This is a genomic window from Rahnella sp. AN3-3W3 (assembly GCF_003263545.1).
GTDB classification, from domain to species: Bacteria; Pseudomonadota; Gammaproteobacteria; order Enterobacterales; family Enterobacteriaceae; genus Rahnella; species Rahnella variigena.
This window is the reverse complement of the sequence record NZ_JYDG01000041.1, coordinates 49,993-68,322: the sequence shown is the minus strand read 5'-3', so window position 1 is coordinate 68,322 and position 18,330 is coordinate 49,993. Positions and strand designations below refer to the sequence as shown.

At 47.9% G+C, this 18,330-nt stretch carries 15 protein-coding genes; 5 read left to right on the top strand and 10 right to left on the bottom strand.

Annotated elements, in window-relative coordinates; translation table 11 throughout:
* Positions 1-74: 74 nt before the first annotated feature.
* On the top strand, positions 75-719 hold the full coding sequence (locus UC15_RS12380) for an NADPH-dependent F420 reductase (protein ID WP_112288730.1): 645 nt from the start codon (positions 75-77) through the stop codon (positions 717-719).
* A 469-nt stretch (positions 720-1,188) separates the two neighbouring features.
* Complete coding sequence (locus UC15_RS12370; RefSeq protein WP_112288729.1) at positions 1,189-1,827, top strand: winged helix-turn-helix transcriptional regulator; 639 nt, start codon at positions 1,189-1,191, stop codon at positions 1,825-1,827.
* A 41-nt stretch (positions 1,828-1,868) separates the two neighbouring features.
* Here UC15_RS12370 and UC15_RS12365 read toward each other — a convergent pair whose 3' ends face one another.
* The 7 genes from UC15_RS12365 to UC15_RS12335 all read right to left on the bottom strand — a co-directional run bounded on the left by UC15_RS12365 (position 1,869) and on the right by UC15_RS12335 (position 9,478).
* Positions 1,869-2,846, bottom strand: a complete 978-nt coding sequence (locus UC15_RS12365) for a fimbrial protein (RefSeq protein WP_112288728.1) — start codon at positions 2,844-2,846, stop codon at positions 1,869-1,871.
* Positions 2,847-2,856: 10 nt separating this feature from the next.
* The gene (locus UC15_RS12360) at positions 2,857-5,397 is read right to left on the bottom strand and encodes a fimbria/pilus outer membrane usher protein (RefSeq protein ID WP_112288727.1); all 2,541 of its coding nucleotides are present in this window, start codon (positions 5,395-5,397) and stop codon (positions 2,857-2,859) included.
* Positions 5,398-5,554: 157 nt separating this feature from the next.
* A complete protein-coding gene (locus tag UC15_RS12355; RefSeq protein ID WP_112288778.1) occupies positions 5,555-6,283 on the bottom strand; it encodes a molecular chaperone in 729 nt (242 codons plus the stop codon).
* A 93-nt stretch (positions 6,284-6,376) separates the two neighbouring features.
* Positions 6,377-6,904, bottom strand: a complete 528-nt coding sequence (locus UC15_RS12350; RefSeq protein ID WP_112288726.1) for a fimbrial protein — start codon at positions 6,902-6,904, stop codon at positions 6,377-6,379.
* A gap of 71 nt (positions 6,905-6,975) precedes the next feature.
* On the bottom strand, positions 6,976-7,500 hold the full coding sequence (locus tag UC15_RS12345; protein ID WP_112288725.1) for a fimbrial protein: 525 nt from the start codon (positions 7,498-7,500) through the stop codon (positions 6,976-6,978).
* Positions 7,501-7,818: 318 nt separating this feature from the next.
* Positions 7,819-8,457: a nitroreductase family protein gene (locus UC15_RS12340; RefSeq protein WP_112288724.1), complete on the bottom strand. Its 639-nt coding sequence runs from the start codon at positions 8,455-8,457 to the stop codon at positions 7,819-7,821.
* A 115-nt stretch (positions 8,458-8,572) separates the two neighbouring features.
* Complete coding sequence (locus UC15_RS12335; protein WP_112288723.1) at positions 8,573-9,478, bottom strand: LysR family transcriptional regulator; 906 nt, start codon at positions 9,476-9,478, stop codon at positions 8,573-8,575.
* 138 nt (positions 9,479-9,616) lie between these two features.
* Here UC15_RS12335 and UC15_RS12330 point away from each other — a divergent pair, with 138 nt between their 5' ends.
* On the top strand, positions 9,617-10,576 hold the full coding sequence (locus UC15_RS12330; RefSeq protein WP_112288722.1) for a quinone oxidoreductase: 960 nt from the start codon (positions 9,617-9,619) through the stop codon (positions 10,574-10,576).
* Between the two features lie 230 nt (positions 10,577-10,806).
* Positions 10,807-12,393, top strand: a complete 1,587-nt coding sequence (locus tag UC15_RS12325; RefSeq protein WP_232829863.1) for a glucan biosynthesis protein — start codon at positions 10,807-10,809, stop codon at positions 12,391-12,393.
* A gap of 77 nt (positions 12,394-12,470) precedes the next feature.
* Here UC15_RS12325 and UC15_RS12320 read toward each other — a convergent pair whose 3' ends face one another.
* The 3 genes from UC15_RS12320 to ychF form a co-directional block, all read right to left on the bottom strand.
* Positions 12,471-14,678, bottom strand: coding sequence for a TonB-dependent siderophore receptor (locus UC15_RS12320; RefSeq protein WP_112288720.1), 2,208 nt, complete (start codon positions 14,676-14,678; stop codon positions 12,471-12,473).
* Positions 14,679-14,889: 211 nt separating this feature from the next.
* A complete protein-coding gene (gene yajD / locus UC15_RS12315; RefSeq protein WP_112288719.1) occupies positions 14,890-15,237 on the bottom strand; it encodes an HNH nuclease YajD in 348 nt (115 codons plus the stop codon).
* Positions 15,238-15,408: 171 nt separating this feature from the next.
* Positions 15,409-16,500, bottom strand: coding sequence for a redox-regulated ATPase YchF (gene ychF / locus UC15_RS12310; protein ID WP_112288718.1), 1,092 nt, complete (start codon positions 16,498-16,500; stop codon positions 15,409-15,411).
* A gap of 217 nt (positions 16,501-16,717) precedes the next feature.
* On the opposite strand from ychF, the gene UC15_RS12305 reads away from it, so the two are divergent.
* Positions 16,718-18,199 carry a SulP family inorganic anion transporter gene (locus UC15_RS12305; protein WP_112288717.1) on the top strand — a complete coding sequence of 494 codons (1,482 nt, stop codon included), beginning with the start codon at positions 16,718-16,720 and terminating at the stop codon, positions 18,197-18,199.
* The last annotated feature ends 131 nt before the right edge of the window (positions 18,200-18,330 follow it).

The window sequence follows — 18,330 nt, the reverse complement described above, 5'->3', positions numbered from 1 at the left end:
TGTGAAGGCGATTTATCAATAATGAGTGTGGAATTATTCTTAACCTATCGACAACAAAATGAAAGGTGAGAATCATGAAAATAGGCATTATTGGTGCAGGGTTTGTGGGCAGGGCGGTGGCTAAACTGGCGATCAAGGCTGGACATCAGGTTATGCTCAGTAATTCACGCGGCCCTCAGACGCTGTTCAGCCTGAAGCCGATGATCGGCTGTGAAATTGGTAACGCGGCAGACGCCGCTTCTTTTGGCGATGTTGTGCTGATTGCCGTGCCACTGACGGCTATCGGGCAACTGCCGGTGGCGGAAATCGGTGGAAAACCGGTAATCGATGCAGTGAATTATTACCCTGAACGCGACGGGCAGATTGCTGAACTTGATGATCAGACGACGACTACCAGCGAATATCTCGCCGGTTTTCTGCCACACTCCAAAATCACCAAAGCGTTCAATGCGATTCAGATGACGGATCTCGAGAGCGACGATTTGCCTGCTGGCGATCCGCAACGTCGTGCGCTGCCCGTCGCCGGTGATGATGCCGAAACGAAAAAGGCAGTGATTGCGCTGTATGACGCCTTTGGTTTTGACGCTGTTGACGTCGGCGCACTTACAGAAGGTTGGCGCTTCCAGCGAGGCATGCCGACCTATTGTGTGCGGATGACGGAAAATGAATTAAAGGCAGCGCTGGAAAGGGCGGTAAGACCGAAACCCGCGGGCATATAATAGAGGGGACTTTACCTTGCTCGTCCCGCTTCGCAGGGGGACGAGTTGATCAAGCTTCAGTTCTCAGCGACAACCGTATGGTTATCGCAATCCCGGCGATTGGGGCGATGGCCATGATAATCATCAGCGTTGAAAGCATCTTTGCGGCACGAGTCCGGCTGAACAAATCACGCATCCTGTATTTATACAAAGATATCCCCTCCTTTTACAGACCTGAAAAGAGTGTTGTCAGATAAAATATCAGCTCAATATTATTATAGTGCTCCGACCCTGAAGTCATTAATCCTTTGGTTCTTAGTTGGAGAAAGTCAGTAATGATATTCATCATCGAAATATCAGTGGCGAAAACATCTATTTTTTGAATTAAAATAGGCGATAACTTAAGGTATAAACCAATAAAAAGAGAGTGCCGCTGTGTTCTCTTAAAGGGTATAATCACATTTTTATTTAGTGTGGAACTCTAAAAATAATGCATTTTGAAACACAAAGAGACAACCTCAATGCACATATTAAAATAATTTTTGATTCCCTTATTCCATATTCGACAGAACTTACCGTCATGGACGGCAGTGAATTTTTTATTACTGATGAAAACAATACTTCGTTTGTCTATTTAGTTAAATCGGGTCATTTTCTCGTCAAAGACATCTCGGCTGGAATGAGTATTAAAACAGTATCAGCACCCTACATTCTAGGTATAGCTAAAGGTTTATATCCGGAGCAAGTGAGTCTTTTAGCAATTCAACATATTTCAGAGGGTGTGATTTATCGGTTAGAAAGTCAGAAGGCCATTGAAATTATTTCAAAAAAACAATGCTGGAGTTCTCTGGCGCATTGTCTGGCATTTCAGGTCGGTTTTTTGTCCAGCCGGTACTATGATATTTCGCATAGGAGTAGCTATCTGGTGATTAGGTCATTGTTGATCGAAATGAGCAATGAGCCAGATGAAATAATCCGAAATTACAGTATTGAAAAATATATCTCCGAAAGATGTTACCTTGGCAGAAGTGGAATAATGAAGATTCTTTCAGATCTGCGTAAAGGCGGATATGTTGAAATAAAAAGAGGAAAGCTGATAAAAATTATTAAACTCCCTGAAAAATACTGATGACTTATGAGGGAGTCACCGATGACTCCCTCATAAAATCATTAATCGTAGCGTATATTAAATGTCGCCTTACCATTAGCCTTACCCGCAACTACTTTATCCATCATCTGGTAGTATTCAACACTGAATAATAACGAGGTTGTCCCCATCACGTCTGACGTGAAGGGGATATCTTTCCTCAACTCAACGGGTTGACTGTTATGCTTGATTCTTAGACTGATCCCTTCGGCACTGCCTGAGGTTTTATCTAATGCAATCAGTCCATTAGAAGGTTTTGCTTCCGGCTCTGTGCCATCAAATACAATACTGTATTGCATTTGGGCATCACAATTGAGATCAATTCTGAAATTTCGCTCGCCTACGCTGCTACCCGGCCCTTTGAAATCTTTAACATCAAAGCGTCCTAAATCAACGTGAATATTTTCATCGGAAAGTGTACACGCAGAGGGCGCGATTATGGTACTGCCAATATTAATGTGAGTAATATCACTCCCGCCGTCAGTCATTAATTTAGCATAACGCCCTGCGGATAAAACGCCTGCCGTTGTTTTTCGGTCATTAGTTTTAATCAACTCAAGTTTGTATTGTGTATTGACCGGAATATCACGTTGGCAAATCGTACTGTTACATTTTAAATCAAGATCCCAGGGGAATGGGTGTTCACTTAATGATAAACGATATCCGACCCCCGGAATGTTTGTACTGTAAATGTTGTTTTTTAATAAATTACCTAAATTAATTCTGGCGTTTATTTTACCGCCCCCCTGACAGTTGAGTATCTTACTGACTCCGCCACTGGAGGGGTCCGTCAATACCTGTTCATAAAGCACGTAACCCGCCGGACGATTGTGCGGGATCACGATATGTCCGGGGGTAAATGTCAATTCCCTCGCTTGCTCAGTCGATGTGCATTGAGCATGGCCTTGTATAGAAAAAAAGAAAAGAAAAAACACCCCTGTAGTCGTGAGTAATAGTGGCCTTTTTGTCACTGGCTTTCTTGTTGTTCCTGGCTGTAACATTATTTATCTCCTAAACACATAATCCATTAACTTCAACCATTGAGAATTTTTTTACTTTACTGTCTTTGGGTAGAGCGGGAAGTTCAAACGCTGCCTTACATTGCTCATCCTCTTCTTCTCCCCACTTCACGGTCACGATCCCTTTTTTGGGCATGCCAATCAAATACACCAAGCCATTATCTGCAACAATACTGTTGCTACTGTTTTCACCTGCTGTTGCTGTCGCGCCGAAGGGGATTTCACGATTGTCGGGACGCGATAATGTCATTAATACACGTTCTCCTGTTCGGACATTAAAGTCAGCTAATACTAATGCACCATCACCAGGGATGACATTATTCATCGTTGTGGCAATCTCTAAATTACTGCCCAGAGAATCTGTGTCGAGACCAATTGCATTGTTCCGGTAGGGCTGTATATTGGGCACAACGGCATATCCCCGGCTGTCGGTTTTGATGCCGACACCATTTGTAATCGAAATATTTTCCTGATCAGGTATTCTGACCAATGCAATAGGCGCATCGGAAGATAATGGCTGGGAGAGTGTTACCCCATAAGGATGTGCCAGTATTGCCCCCCGGATGCCATAGCTTAAGCGTCGGTTTGATAAAGTCTCGCTGTAATTGCTGGTCAGTTCAGCAGATGCTCCTTTATAAACGGCATTAATGCTGCCACCATCACTATCGTTTCCCACACTGGAATTGATACCATAATTCAGGTTTTTGTCTTCAAGAAGAGTGCCATTAATCCCTGCCGACTGGGTAATGTGGTTGGAACTGTCTGATGTCATAGAATATGTCGCCCAGGTTTGCGGCAATAAACTTTCTAAAGGTATCTGAAGGTTTAAGGCGAGTTGTTTATCCGGCTTGCCGTTTTCGCTCTGAGTATAGTTATAGTTAATGCTTAGCGTTGTAGCCCCATAACTGCCGCTGTAGGATACAGAAAAATAATTATCGGGTTCCTTATCCCAATAGTTTTGTCTATATGCATAGACTGAAACAGAACCATAATCTTTCAATGGTTGGCTGAAACTCACTTCATATCGGTCATGTTTTTGGCCAGATGATGACTTTGAATCATTACTGATAATGTCCAGCGCATCTTCAAAAGAATAATAGTCTTTGTCTGGATACATGAAAGCGGATAAATTAATTTGTGTTCCCGTACTGATAAGAGATTTTGCATACTTTATACGGTATGACTTTCCTGAAAAAACTTTACCGTCAGTACGCGTTTCAGAATGTGTCGCATCAACAGACACAGAACCGAATGATCCTAATCCCAGGCCATAGCCAAGCTGTTGAGCTGTAAACTGATCGCTGTTGGTTATGCCACCGTATACGGTCATGGCGTGTGGCAAACCATAAAGCCCGGTAATTAAAGCTACATTAGGATCTTGATCCGAACCACTGTCATTGTTATATTTCCCCGCCATGACTTCGTATTTCAGATGTCCTTCCCGCTGCATGACAGGGACTGAACCAAAACTTTGCGTAAATTTGCGTTCACTACCGTCAGCTTCCTTAATGGTGACGTCAAGGTCCCCACCACCCGTACTAGGGAATAAATCAGTTATCTCAAACGGGCCCGCGGGCACATAGGTTTGATAAACCACATAGCCACCCTGACTTACCGTGACCTGAGCATTTGCGGTATTCGCTATGCCGCGAATGACAGGAGCGAAACCACTTTCCCTGCTTGACATCATTCTGTCTTCCGAGGCCATTTCTACACCGCGAAAGGCAAAACTATCAAAAACATCACTTTGGGTTGAATCGTCACCCAGAGTTAATTTACCTTTTAGTTTAGCAATATCCTTCTGCAAGTAAGTATTGATATTGTTCCATTTTCCACCACTGGAATTATGACTCCAGGTTGTGTAATTCCTTAATCGCCATGCTCCCAGATTTACACCATTACGTAAATTAAGGTACTGATCGCCTTCTTCCGAACCGATATTTTTATCATGGGTCTGGGCACCACTAAAGTCATAGCTGGTAAAAATAGTTGTCAATCCCTGACTCCATTGTTCGGGGTCAATATAATCGGTAGGGATATTTTTCATTAAAATTTGTGGGATGTTAATCTTAACTCGTTGTTGTTTGAAATTAAAATTAGCGTATGCCCCTTCAATTTTTTTATCAATATCAACAATGATGCTATCCTCTTCGATGTCTGCAAATGCTGGGATTTCATCAATTTTGACTCCTGCTTTGCGGTATTGGCTCAATGGGATCTCTGGCTCTAGTTCACCTTTTTTATTCTCTACAAAATTAATATCACGTTGCCCGATGTTTTTTTCATTTATGAATATTTCGACGTGATATATACCAGGTAACTGTTTACCCGGGGTATTAAATCGAGACAGGTCAACCTGCTGTTCACCTTCAGGGCCATCTAATTCGAGTGCGCTCGCGTCATAATACTTTTCTGCGCTTAATACTAACGTCGGGTTCAGGATGATCAATAATTCAGCACACGTTATGCAGGCTATTTTCCTCCAGGAATATTTTGGCCTTTTAGCCGCTTTCGGGTAGAACAATTTTGACATGATCAATCCTTTAACCTTACAGCTACGCCCTCCTGCGATATGAATAAAAAGGGAGCAATTCTGACGTCTTGTCAGTGAAAATTCTTAAGTAATATACAAAAAATAAAATGCCGTCCTCATCAGTAAATGCGGACGGCATGAAAAATCAACCTATAAATCAGAGTTTCGATGATTCTGCCGGTGTTGTCTGGCCCTGATCGCCCAATGTTGTCCATGAGACCGTCGCTGGGCTAGATGAATTTCTTAAGTCATAAGTCAGTGACGAAGCGGGTGCAAGCATTGCTTTGTTTTTAATCACCAGATCGTTACCATCAACCTTGAGTGAGGCGAATGTCAGGTAATACGGGGTTGGATTCGTGGCAACGAGTTGGTTTCCCTGTTTTTTGAACGTGATTTTTTTATATGCGCGGGTGGCTTTGTCCCCAGAGAGCGCTTCAGGACGATAAATAAGTTTCAACGTTGATTTGACTGAAAAAACCATTGTGTTCGAGTCTTTCTTTTCAGTCTCAGGTATGGACTTTATATTTAGCCAGAAGAGGGACTCGTGATCCGCGGGCAGGGCGGCTCCATTATGAATAATACGCAACACATTTTCTTCGCCCGCCGAAAGGCTGAAAAGTGGAGGCGTTACGATAAAAGGAGATTTAACTTTAGATTTTGGTGTTTTCTTTATGGCATCTGTTGCAGAAGGGGCGTCTGATAATGATTCAACCCAAGATTGGATCAGATAATTGTTGGTTTTGTCTGGGTTTGATATCTTTATGACGGAATCCTGTTTCTGTTCCTCATAAATAACACGTGTTGCGCCGATTTGTATACCCGCAAAAACAAATGATGATTGGGTTAATAGAATAAGAGGCAACAGGGCCTTTTTCAAAAATGACATAAAGAGATCCACAAGTTGAAAAATAGTGAGCCTTATTTTATGAGACATCCTATGCAGGCTGTCTCATAAAGGACCATTATTTACGGCTGTCTGTTATTCGTAAAGAACAGAAATATTGGTAGCCATAACAAACTGACCGACCGCGGCTTCACCTTTGGTAGAGCGAATATTTGCAGTGAAAGGCAGTCTTATTTTTGAATCGCTATGTGCCGCTGCTGCCACCTGAATCGGCGCGTTAGGTGATATCTGGGTGCCATCAAGGTTTTTCAGTTCAATAACGACACCGTCATCCTGTCCATGCGATACAGCAAAGTCGCCCGTTGAAGCATATTCATCACCAGAAAACTGGACCTGAAAGCTGGAATAACCTGTCGGGCAGCCTGTCATGTCGACATGGAACTGGACTAACGGCGAAGTTGCATTCACGGTATTGAGAGTATTAGCATTGATACTACCCAGATCGACATTACCATTGTCCACACCAGTACTATTGACATCAATTGTGCATAGGCTGCCTGCTAAATTGCCTTTAAAATTAACGGTACCTGTTGCCGAGGCGGTTTCCATTAAGCCCAGAGTAAGTAAGATACTCAAAGGAAGTGCGATGATTTTTTTGTTCATAATATATCCGTATATTGGTGATGTTTATTAATGTTAATTATTTATGCGTAGTGAAAATTAGGCATCAAACATCATTCATAATGAACATTTATACCATTAGACATAACAAAACTGCCTTGATTAACTAATTGGTTAACTGCCACTAAGTTAACAGTGAAATTCATGTCAGCCGATTGGTTATCATTAGAGATATTGGTTTCGAGTCTTTCTTTTGATTTGACGTTCCGACCTTCACTGTCTTTGATTTCATAGAACACACCGGAGCCCATTGACTGCGGAGCAATGAAGTAATTGTCATTCGCGGGTGAGCCGTTGCCAGCAAACTCAATTGAATAAGATGAAGCGCCGGTGCACTCTTTAAGGCTTATAGTGAACGGAACGGGAGCCGAAGTTGCGCCAGCATTAGCGGTCAGTGTACTGACCGCAATGTTGCCCATATCCACATCGCCTACCGTAGAACCACTGTTATTCACATCAAGGATACAACTATTCGCATTAATTGCACCGGTGAAAAGTATTGAAGCAGCAGAGGCAGTATTAATACCGCCAATCATCATTAATGCTGCTATGGATACTGGAAGTAATTTTTTGTTCATATTTAATCCTTTAATTTACGAGTTATGCTCGATGTATCTATCCGTATAAGGAATGTTTAACTGCCTAAATATAATAAATACATATTATAAAGAGCTTGCTAACTATAGGGATATATTGCTGTTATGGCTACAACGATTTCATAATTGTCCAAATTTGGATTTTAAATTTTAATTAAATCAAGGTTTGAAGAGGATGTAATAAAAGCGGAGGATGGGTATGTAAATTAAGTTTTTAATTAGATGTAAAGAGGTGGGTCCCACCCTCCGCAATACCCCTTAATAATAAGGCAGTACTGCAAAAGATGGAACAGATGTATATTATTTGATCTCAGTTACAAAGCTTTCACGGCTGCGACGGACTTTTTTCAGGTTCACCAGCCAGTCGCCTTCGTGGGCGCGGTAGCCCAGTGGCAATATGATGACGCTGCGCAGGTTCTTCTCTTTCAGGCCGAGAATTTCATCGACGGCGGCAGGATCAAACCCTTCCATCGGTGTGGCATCCACTTCTTCGAAGGCGGCAGCAATCAGCGCGGCGCCCAGACCGATATAGGCCTGACGTGCAGCGGCCTGATAATTTGCTTCGGTACCGCGTTCAGCCACGATGCCCAGCAGCATCTGGCGGTAGTTTTCCCAGCCTTCGTTTTTAAAACCACGGATATCATTGGTCAGATCAAACATCATGTTGACGCGTTCCGGCGTGATGTCGTCCCATGCCGCGAATACCAGCAGGTGAGAACAGTCGGTGACCTGCGCCTGATCCCAGGCAACGGTACGGATTTTGGCGCGGATATCCGGATTGGTGACTACAAACAGTTCGAAGGGTTGCAGTCCGCTGGATGTCGGTGCCAGACGAACGGCTTCGATAATGCGTTCCAGTTTTTCAGTTTCTACCGTTTTGCTAGCATCAAATTTTTTGGTGGCATAGCGCCACTCCAGGCGTTCATTCAAGGTCGTCATATTTCATTTCCTTTGATGTGTGTAAGGCGTGAATATTCGCATGAACCCGCACCGCAGTTTTATGGATTTGAGCCCTGCGCAATACAATATAAGGGCTGATAAATCGTGTTCATATTTAATAAGGTTCCGGCGCATTTGCGGGCTTCGCCAGTTCTTCCATGAAGTGCTCAGAGAAAGCGGATACCAGTGGCGCAGGGCGGTTCGGAAGCCTGAGCAGATGCATCGGTCTGGATACCGGCGCGTAATCAGGCAATACGCGACACAGCCTTCCGGCATCGATGTCTTCCTGTAACACCACGCACGAATGCATGACGATCCCAAGCCCCGATAATGCCGCCTGACGGATAGCTTCACCAGAATCGACGGTGAGTCTCGGGGAAACCTGTGCATCGACCAGCCCCTGCGGTCCGTTAAGTGGCCAGAGATGATCAGCACGCCACTGGCTGAAACTGATGCAGTTATGAGCGGACAAATCAGCCGGAGTCACGGGCGTGCCGTGTTTATCCAGGTATGCAGGCGATGCCGCCAGCAGCATTTCATACGCAGGAAGCGGCAAGGCGATATAGCCTTCATCCTGCAAGCTGCCAATGCGGATGGCTATCTGGAAGCGTTCCTCAATCATATCCACCCGCCGGTCGCTCAGCACCAGACAGGCATTCACGGCGGGATAGCGCTGTAAAAAGGTCGACAATATCGGCGTCAGGATCCGCTGTCCGAACGAAACCGGTGCGCTGATACGCAACAGACCGGTGACTTCTTCGTTGAGATGCCGCGCCAGTGAATCCGCATCTTCCACAGTCGTGAGGATCTGCACGCCGTACAAATAAAAACGATGCCCGGCTTCTGTCAGTCCCTGACGCCGTGTCGTGCGGTTGATCAGCACGCAACCTGTACGCTTTTCCAGCATCTGAATATGTTTGCCCACCATCGCTGGTGTGATGCCCAGCTTATCGGCGGCTGCGGTAAAACTGCCGGACTCTGTCGCGCTGATAAAGGATTCAATGCACTTTAAGTAATCCATTGTTTCGTCCGGTTAGAATAAAGAATCACATTATAAATTTTTATTATCGAATTAATAAAGCAGACGTCACTTTATCTGCGCTATCCACATGCCGATAATCGCCGCCATACCCGTAAAATTCTATTTTAAGGAACGGCAATGCTGGCACTGGTTTTTGAAAGTACAGGTACGGCAGAGGTGTTACACATGCATGAAGCTGCAGATCCGGTGCCGGCCGCTGATGAACTGCTGGTGGCGGTGACCGCTGCCGGACTGAACTTCGCCGATATTTATCGTCGTCAGGGGCGCTACCCGCTGGCAGGCAATTCACCGTATGTCGCCGGTTATGAAGGTGCCGGGCGGGTTATTGCCGTCGGAGAAAACGTAAAAGGCTGGAAAGCCGGTGATCGCGTCGGTTTTGCTGATGTCCCTCTGGCACATGCCAGTCACATTCGTGTGCCTGTTGAACACGCTATCCGTCTGCCGGAATGGTTGTCAGAATCCGATGCTGCGGCAGTGTTATTACAGGGGCTGACTGCCGATTATTTGCTGCACGATGTGTTACCTCTGCGTGCAGGAATGCACGTCGCGGTACTGGCGGCAGCGGGTGGCGTTGGCCGCTTGTTGTTGCAGATGCTGAAACATCAGGGCATACATGCGTTTGCTGTCGCGTCGAATCAGGACAAGCAGGCTGCCTGTCTGGAGCTCGGCGCAGAAGCCGCTGGCGGTTACGATACCTGGGCTAAAGAAGTCAGGGAATGGCAGAACACGGGGCTTGACGTCGTGTTTGATTCTGTCGGTACGACGCTCACCGAAAGTCTTGATTCGCTCAAAGACGGCGGGCGGGTGGTGTTGTTCGGTATGTCAGGCGGCGCGCTTTCTGCATTTGATCCCTCACGCCTTCAGCTAAATTCGCACGGCATATTGGGTGCCGATCTGTGGACGTATCTGACATCCGGTGAAGAGCGCCAGCGTCGCGCAGATCGTCTGTTTGCGCTGGTCAAAGAAGGAAAGGTGACACTGCCGCCTGTGACCGAATTCGCATTATCGTCCGGTGCACAGGCTCACCGTTTGCTCGAAACCCGCAGTTTCAGTGGCAAAATCATTCTTAAACCCTAAAAGTCTGCTCCGGAGAATATTGTTAACACCGGTTGCCTGATGAGAAGAAAAATCCATGCCTTGCGTGGATTTTTTGTCTGTGTCTCCGCGCCTATTTTTTCTGAGAAAGTGTTCTAGAATTGAAGCACAACTTGTCTGGTTAATAGCTTCTTACTTTCTGATAAGACTTACTTAAAAGAACAATTATTCTCAAACATAAGTGGGTGCTGTTTATGGTTACGCGGCGTGACTTGATTACCTATACTTCATTTTCAATGGTGCTCTCCGCGCTGGGTTTCACGCCAGCCGTCTTTGCAGCACAAGGTTTAAAACTGGGAACGGATACACCTTTTAGCTTCGAAGGGCTCATCCAACAGGCAAAAGAAAGCGCCAAAAGTCCTTATGTTGCGCCCCAACAGGTGCCCGACAGTGCAGTGGCCAGCATCAATTACGACATCTACAGCAAGATCATGTATAAGCCGGAATATGCGCTTTTTAATGAAGGCGTCAGTCGTTTTCCGGTGACCTTCTTCAGCGTCAGCAATTTGCATAAATTGCCGGTAAAAATGGCGGTGGTTGAAAATAAACGCGCCCGGGAAATCGTCCAGAATGCGGATTATTTTATCTTCCCGGATAATAGTCAGGGTGCGCTGTCTGCCGTGAAAGGTAACGTTTTCAGCGGCTTTCGCGTGCTGGAACATCGGCAACACCTTAACAAGCCGCCAGTGAAAGACTGGGTATCATTTCTGGGGGCGTCCTATTTCCGTGCTGTGGGCGAACTCAGTCAGTTTGGGGTGTCTGCACGCGGCGTGGCAATTAACACCGTTTTTGGCGACACCAAAGAAGAGTTCCCCGACTTCACGCAGTTCTGGTTCGAATCTCCGGAGAAAGACAGCGATCGTCTGGTCGTTTATGCACTGCTGGATGGGCCGAGTGTCTGTGGTGCCTACCGTTTTGACCTGCAGCGCACCAAAGGCGTGGTGATGGATGTCGACTGCGTCCTGTTTTTACGCCGTGACGTGGGGCGTTTGGGTATCGCGCCGCAAACCTCGATGTTTTGGTTTTCCGAAATGGCGAAAGGATCCGCTTCCGACTGGCGACCTGAAGTCCATGACTCCGACGGTTTAGCGATCCTGACCGGCAGTGACGAACATATCTGGCGGCCACTGAACAATCCATTGCAAATCAGAGTGTCAGCATTTAGTGACAATAATCCGCGGGGTTTTGGCCTCATGCAGAAACAGCGCGATCCTGAGAGCTATCTTGGCTCAGCCGGATATGAGCGGCGCCCGGATTTGTGGGTTGAACCGAAAGGTGACTGGGGCGAAGGCACGGTACAGCTGATAGAAATCCCTACCGACGACGAGATTTTCGATAACATTGTTGCGATGTGGGTACCTGCGCAGGAAGCCAAAGCCGGCAGTGAACATCAGTTTAGTTATCGTATGCACTGGCTGGCCGATGAGCCTTATCCTTCAAAACTGGCGCGCTGTGGGATAACCCGGCTGGGAAGAGGGGGCAATCCCGGCGCTTATACCGATCCTGCGGCACGCAAATTTATGGTTGAATTCCACGGCGACTTACTGGAGCAACTGCCCGCAGATGCACATATTGATGCGGTGGTCAGCGCATCACGCGGCACGCTGAAAGACATTAAGGTGAATAAACTCCCTTCAGGTAAAGGCCACTGGCGGACGTTTTTTGATTTGCACGTCGACGGCAAAGAACCGGTTGAACTCCGGCTCTACCTCAAATCTGGCGACAAGACGCTGTCAGAAACCTGGATGTACCAGTATCTGCCGTTTATCTCATCACCAAAACCGATGCAGGGAGTATGAAGCATTATGGCCGCTTGGTGAACCTGCATAAAAAACGGGGATGCTAAATGCATCCCCGCTGTTCATTACGTTCAGGATCAGAAATCGTAAGTCATGGAGACTTTCAGAGAACGCGGCTCGCCCTGATAGATATAGGTGCCGGTACTGTCGATATTTGCCCAGTATTTTTCGTTAGTCACGTTATCCACCCCAGCACGCCAGACCATATCGTTCTGGTTGATTTTAGTCCGGTAACGCACGCCGAGATCCAGAACGGTGTACGAGTCAATTTTCTTCGTGTTAGCAGAATCAGCCCATTGTGATCCGGAATGATTAATCAGCGCGGTTGCGGTCAGGCCTTCCACCGGTTTGATGTCATATTCTGCGCCCAGCACCAGATTGTATCGCGGCACACCAATCGCATCTTTGCCGTTGTACGTACTGTCTTCAGTTTTAGTCATCTTCGGATCAATCCAGGTCGCGCTGCCGTTTAAGCGCAGGCCCAGCACCGGTTCGCCAAACACGTTCAGCTCCACGCCACGGTTACGTTGTTCACCGTCCATGCCGTAATAGCCATCACTGTTTAGGATGCCGGAAGGTTTTTTGATTTCAAATAACGCCAGTGAACCTCCGATGCGACCAAAATCTGTTTTTACGCCCACTTCATTCTGTTTTGAATGCGCAATCCCGGTGGTTGTACCGTAGTTTTTCGCGGTATCCGGTGCGACATCGCCCGGCTGCAAAGACTCGGTATGGTTGGCGTAGAGGGAAAGTACCTGCCACGGTTTATAGACCACGCCGTACGTCGGCATCCAGCGACTGTCGTCGTAACGTGTTGAAACGTCTTCTGCACCAGTCGCATTGCTGTAGTTACGCACAACCACTTTCTGATGACGGGCACCGACGGTGAACAATACGGTGTCATCGAACACACCCATCGTATCGCTGAGTAAATAGCCCTGAGTGCGGTTACGTCCGGTCGTCAGCGGATCGTTGTAATTGCCGCCTGACAGGTTAGGTGTCGGGTTCGGGACATTCGGGGTGTCATAAATATTGGTGTTTTCTGCATTGGCACCGTAGGCCATACGCCAGGCGGTGTTATTGCGTGACGTCAGCGCGGAATAACCGAAGTTAACTTTGTGAGTGATAAATGCGGTATCGAAATTGCCACGAATGCCTGCCATACCGCTGAAGTTGTTGATGATGCGGTTAGTGTCCAGACGGCCAATCGTCGCCGTTCCGTCTTCATCTTTCAGCGCAGGGGACGCGTAGTCGCCGGTTTCCCGCGAATGCTGTGTGCCAACGCCGCCATAGACGGTCCAGTTATCGGTGATATCGTATTCCGCTTTTGCCATCCCGAACTCAGATTCAATGTTGCTGTATACCCAGTCCTGACTGTAGTTGTGACTGTTAGACGGCACTTTCGGAATGAAATCTACACCGCTGATATTCACGCCAAGGCGGGCGTCGTGGAAGGTCTTCTTCTGATAGCCCATGTCCACGGAAGTGCGAAGACGATCGCCGCGATAATCAAGCCCGAGTGACGCTGCCGTGGTGCGTTTTTTCTCGCCATCAATATCGGTTTCACCCTCGCGGTTAACGGCATTGAGACGGACACCAAACTGGTTGTCATCGCCAAAACGACGTCCCAGATCCAGCGTGCCGCCGACCTGAGAAGAGGATGTGTAATCAATACCGACACGGGTCAGTGGCGTGTCATCCGCATGTTTCGGTTCGAGGTTGATCATGCCGCCGACGCCGCTCGTCGCTGCACCGTTCATCAATCCGTTGGCACCTTTAAAAATTTCTACCCGGTCGATTAATGAGGCATCCATGACCTGACGGGGAACGACGCCCGGCAGTCCGCCATAGGTCATGTCATCGCCGTCAAGTTCAAAACCACGGATGCGGTAGGTTTCGGCAAAATTGCCGTATCCCTGTACGTTCTGGACGGTGGCATCATTACGCACTACATCAGCGATGGTTTTTGCCTGCTGATCCTGCACCAGTTTCGAGGTGAAGCTCATCACGTTGAACGGCACATCCATCGCATTTTGTTCGCCGAGCATACCGAGACGGCCGCCGTGCGCCACCTGTCCGTCGAGATACGCCGGAACCAGATCATTTCCGCCTGGTTTGAATTCATTATCTGGCGCGCTGACGATGGTCATGGTATCGCCTGACGCTGCTGTCGAAGAGGTCGCCGGAGCAGGAGCGGTCGCCGCCATCGCCGGTATACAAGTGACGCTGACAAAGAGTGCCAGCAGGCTCGGTTTAAACCCTGTGAATGTAACTGAATCGCGCATAATGTCACCCTGATATAAAAAGGACTGAGAATCATTATTATTTTGATTTGCGATTATGCTTATGGCGTTTTGGGATGCAAGGAAAATCTAAGCTGGCTAACTTATTTGGCGGGAATCGCCTCGTACATCATAAAAAAATCCACGGCATCGCGTGGATTTTGGTTAATGCCGAGGTTTTTAGTTTTGCTGGAGGAGCGGAGCGAAATCGATCCTATTTCTTCTTATTCAGCATCGCCTGTAAATCAGCAAACGGATTATAGGTGGCAGCGCCGACATCATCTTGTGCATCCTCACCGGCTACCACCGTTGAACCGTACTGGTCGGCTTCGGTGTATTTCGAGTGCTCATGGTCATGGCAATATAGACACAATAACTCCCAGTTACTGCCATCTGCCGGGTTATTGGTATGGTCGTGATCGATATGGTGAACCGTCAGTTCACGCAGGTTTGAATACACAAACTCCCGCGAACAGCGTCCGCACACCCACGGGTAGATTTTGAGTGCTTTTTCACGATAGCCGCTTTCCAGCCGCTGGTAGTTTTTTGGGATCAGTGCCATTGAGATGTTACCTGTTACAAAGAGAAAATTTTATGAGAATGCCTCTAATATATCGCGTAATGAGGGAGAGGCGAAATGAAAGAGGGGGGCGGGCGCCAGCAGCATAGTCATAAAAAGAAAAACCCACGACAATGCGTGGGTTTTAAGTTAATGCAGAAACTGAAGTGCGGTTTACACGTTGAACAGGAAGTTCATTACATCGCCATCTTTAACGATGTAGTCTTTACCTTCAGAACGCATTTTGCCGGCTTCTTTCGCGCCTTGCTCACCTTTGTAGGTGATGAAGTCTTCGAACGCGATGGTTTGTGCGCGGATGAAGCCTTTCTCGAAGTCGGTATGGATCTTACCGGCAGCTTGTGGCGCAGTAGCACCGACAGGGATGGTCCATGCGCGGACTTCTTTCACGCCAGCGGTGAAGTAAGTTTGCAGGTTCAGCAGTTCGTAACCGGCGCGGATCACGCGGTTCAGGCCGGGCTCTTCAATGCCCAGTTCAGCCATGAACTCTTCGCGGTCAGCATCTTCCAACTCAGCAATATCAGACTCGACCGCTGCACAGACGGCCACAACCACGGAGCCTTCGGCGTCTGCGATTTTACGTACCACGTCGAGGTAAGGGTTGTTTTCGAAACCGTCTTCGTTGACGTTCGCGATGTACATGGTCGGTTTCAGCGTCAGGAAGCTCAGGTAACGGATGGCCGCTTTGTCTTCTTCGGTCAGATCCAGCGCACGCAGCATACCCGCGTTTTCCAACTGTGGCAGACATTTTTCCAGCGCAGCCAGTTCCGCTTTGGCATCTTTATCGCCGCCTTTAGCGCGTTTCTGCACACGGTGAATGGCGCGCTCACAGGTATCGAGGTCAGATAACGCCAGTTCGGTGTTAATGACGTCGATGTCGTCAGCCGGATCCACTTTGTTGTTAACGTGGATGATGTTGTCGTTTTCGAAACAACGTACAACGTGGCCGATCGCTTCGGTTTCACGGATGTTGGTCAGGAACTGGTTACCCAGGCCTTCACCTTTAGATGCGCCTTTTACCAGACCTGCGATATCCACGAATTCCATGGTGGTTGGCAGAATACGCTGCGGTTTTACAATCTCGGCCAGCTTGTCGAGACGCGGATCAGGCATTGGCACCACGCCGGTATTCGGTTCGATGGTGCAGAACGGGAAGTTTGCTGCTTCGATACCCGCTTTGGTCAGCGCATTGAATAGAGTAGATTTACCGACGTTGGGCAGGCCCACGATACCGCATTTGAATCCCATGTTTTTCTCACCTTAATAGCTTAGTTATCAAGCGATTAACTCTAACCGCACGATGTAATGACCATAATTCCCCGCATTATACACGTAAACGACATTTATCTCGATCCGCTTGTGATCCCACGTGGTGCAGGCTGCGGATTAAACCTTGCCTCAGTTCCGTCATTTTTAGATACTTGTCACAATTTTTTAACTGAGTTGGAAATATACCGGATGTCTTATGTTTAGCCCGCGTGGTTTGAAGTTGTCAGAAGTGAAGAATGAAACGCTGGCCGGATTTGTGGTGGCGGTGTCGATGATCCCGGAAGCGGTCGGGTTCTCGCTGGTGGCCGGATTGTCGCCGATTGTCGGTCTGCACACGGCGTTTATTATCGGGTTAGTGACCGCGCTGTTCGGCGGCAAACCGGGCATGGTTTCCGGCGCGGCAGGTTCTATTGTGGTGGTGCTGATGAGTCTGGCGGCGCAGCACGGCATGGGATACGTCCTGTGGGCGACGATTTTTGCGGGGATCATTCAGATCCTGATTGGCGTTTTCCGCCTCGGTAAATTTATCCGTCTGGTGCCGTTGCCTGCGGTTCACGGTTTTGTGAACGGGCTGGCTATTGTCATTATGCTGGCGCAGTTACACATGATTGCCGGGCAGGGACCGCTGATGTACGGGCTGGTTCTGCTGGCGATTCTGGTGGTGGTGCTGTTCCCTAAACTGACCAAAATCATTCCGTCTTCGCTGGCTGCGCTGATTGTGGTCTCCGCCGTCGCGATTGGCTTTAATCTGCATACTTTACGTGTGGGAGATCTCGCGGATATTTCCGGCGCGTTGCCGCATTTCAGCCTGCCGGTAGCGCCGTTCAATGCTGAAATGTTGAAAGTCGTGTTGCCGTATGCGGTCGTCATCGCGCTGGTCGGTTTGATTGAGTCGCTGCTGACCATGACAGTGCTCGATGAAATGGGCAATCAGAAAGGTAACGGTAACCGCGAAAGTATTGCGCAGGGTGCAGGGAATACGATTTGCGGATTGTTTGGCTGTTTCGCAGGTTGTGCAATGATCGGGCAGTCGATCATTAACTTCACTTCCGGCGGTCGCGGACGCATTTCCGGTACGGTGGGTGCTATTTTGCTAATCTTGTTCGTGGTCAGTCTCTCCGGATATATCGGTCTGCTGCCGGTTGCCGCGCTGGCCGGGATTATGCTGGTTGTCTGCTACAACACCTTTGAGTGGAGTTCGTTGCGCCGCTTGCGCCGTATGCCTAAAGCCGATGTGCTGGTGATGCTGATTGTTACCGTCATTACCATTTTCACCGATCTGGCTGTGGCGGTGATCAGCGGTGTGATTATCTCGGCGCTGGTTTTCGCCTGGCAGCAGGCGCGTATCCGTATTCGTGAGCACAAAACCAAAGGCGACCTGGCGGTATATAAACTCGACGGGCCGCTGTTCTTTGGCTCTGCCGCAACCTTTGCCGAGCTGTTTAATCCTGAAAACGATCCGCAAAACGTGGTGCTGGATTTTGCCGGTACGCGGGTGATGGATTCGAGCGGGGTGGAGGCGATTGATAAGCTGACGACGCGTTATCTTGAAGCCGGTAAAAGTATCCGCCTGCGCCATCTGAGTCATGACTGCATAAGTCTGCTTAAGAAAGCCGGACCATTCTGCTCGCATGAACTCGACGATCCGCAATATTATGTCGCGGAAGATACTCTCTGAAATCCTCATGGTGTCGCCTGAAAATGGCGCACCTCTTATGTGACTTTCCTTATAAAAACGGCTGGCAGAAAACCAATCTGCCGGACGTCCCGCCTTGCTGATAAATGCTTACAATTCGTGGCAAAAAAACG